Raw genomic sequence first — 1825 nt, forward strand, 5'->3', positions numbered from 1 at the left:
TGTTATCCCCGGAGTACCTTTTATCCGTTGAGCGATGGCCCTTCCATTCAGAACCACCGGATCACTATGACCTACTTTCGTACCTGCTCGACTTGTCCGTCTCGCAGTCAAGCTTGCTTCTACCATTGTACTAACCTCACGATGTCCGACCGTGATTAGCAAACCTTCGTACTCCTCCGTTACGCTTTGGGAGGAGACCGCCCCAGTCAAACTACCCACCAGACACTGTCCGAATACCCGTTCCAGGTACCTCGTTAGAACATCAAACGTTAAAGGGTGGTATTTCAACATCGACTCCCCTATAACTGGCGTTACAGGCTCTCAGTCTCCCACCTATCCTACACATTAAAATTCAAGGTTCAGTGTCAAGCTATAGTAAAGGTTCACGGGGTCTTTCCGTCTAGCCGCGGGTACACCGCATCTTCACGGCGATTTCAATTTCACTGAGTCTCGGGTGGAGACAGCCTGGCCATCATTACGCCATTCGTGCAGGTCGGAACTTACCCGACAAGGAATTTCGCTACCTTAGGACCGTTATAGTTACGGCCGCCGTTTACTGGGGCTTCGATCAAGTGCTTCTCTTGCGATAACACCATCAATTAACCTTCCAGCACCGGGCAGGCGTCACACCCTATACGTCCACTTTCGTGTTTGCAGAGTGCTGTGTTTTTATTAAACAGTTGCAGCCAGCGGGTCACTTCGACTGGTTCATGCTCCATCTGTGCAGACTTCACACTACGCCAGCGCACCTTCTCCCGAAGTTACGGTGCTATTTTGCCTAGTTCCTTCACCCGAGTTCTCTCAAGCGCCTTAGTATTCTCTACCTGACCACCTGTGTCGGTTTACAGTACGGTTTATTAAGTAATATGTTTAGTAGCTTTTCCTGGAAGCGGGGCATCAACAACTTCACCACCTTGGTGGCTCCTCTTCACGCCTCAGTATTAGATACCCGGATTTGCCTAAGTATCCTACCTACACGCTTGAACAAACACTTCCGTCCGTCTGCTTGCCTAGCCTTCTCCGTCCCTACTTCACTTACTTAACAAGTATGGGAATATTAACCCATTTCCCATCGACTACGCTCTTCAGCCTCGCCTTAGGGGCCGACTCACCCTGCCCCGATTAACGTTGGACAGGAAACCTTGGTCTTCCGGCGAGCGGGCCTTTCACCCGCTTTATCGTTACTTATGTCAGCATTCGCACTTGTGATATCTCCAGCAACCCTCTCGAGCCACCTTCTTCAACTTACACAACGCTCCCCTACCCAACAAGATTTCTCTTGATGCCGCAGCTTCGGTGCTATATTTTAGCCCCGTTACATCTTCCGCGCAGACCGACTCGACTAGTGAGCTATTACGCTTTCTTTAAATGATGGCTGCTTCTAAGCCAACATCCTAGCTGTCTAAGCCTTTCCACTTCGTTTCCCACTTAATATAGACTTTGGGACCTTAGCTGGCGGTCTGGGTTGTTTCCCTCTCCACGACGAACGTTAGCACCCGCCGTGTGTCTCCTATACATTACTCTTCGGTATTCGCAGTTTGCATCGGGTTGGTAATCCGGGATGGACCCCTAGCCGAAACAGTGCTCTACCCCCGAAGGTATTCATATAAGGCTCTACCTAAATAGATTTCGGGGAGAACCAGCTATCTCCCGGTTTGATTGGCCTTTCACCCCCAGCCACAGTTCATCCGCTACTTTTTCAACAGTAGTCGGTTCGGTCCTCCAGTTAGTGTTACCCAACCTTCAACCTGACCATGGCTAGATCACCGGGTTTCGGGTCTATACCTTGCAACTATTCGCCCAGTTAAGACTCGGTTTCCCTTCG

1 rRNA gene is annotated in these 1825 nt (G+C 50.2%); it reads right to left on the bottom strand.

The annotated features are described in order from the left end of the window. A 23S ribosomal RNA gene (locus ACFFHT_RS10960) occupies positions 1-1825 on the bottom strand; the annotation flags it as partial.

It is taken from the genome of Gallibacterium melopsittaci (assembly GCF_042433085.1).
GTDB lineage: Bacteria > Pseudomonadota > Gammaproteobacteria > Enterobacterales > Pasteurellaceae > Gallibacterium > Gallibacterium melopsittaci.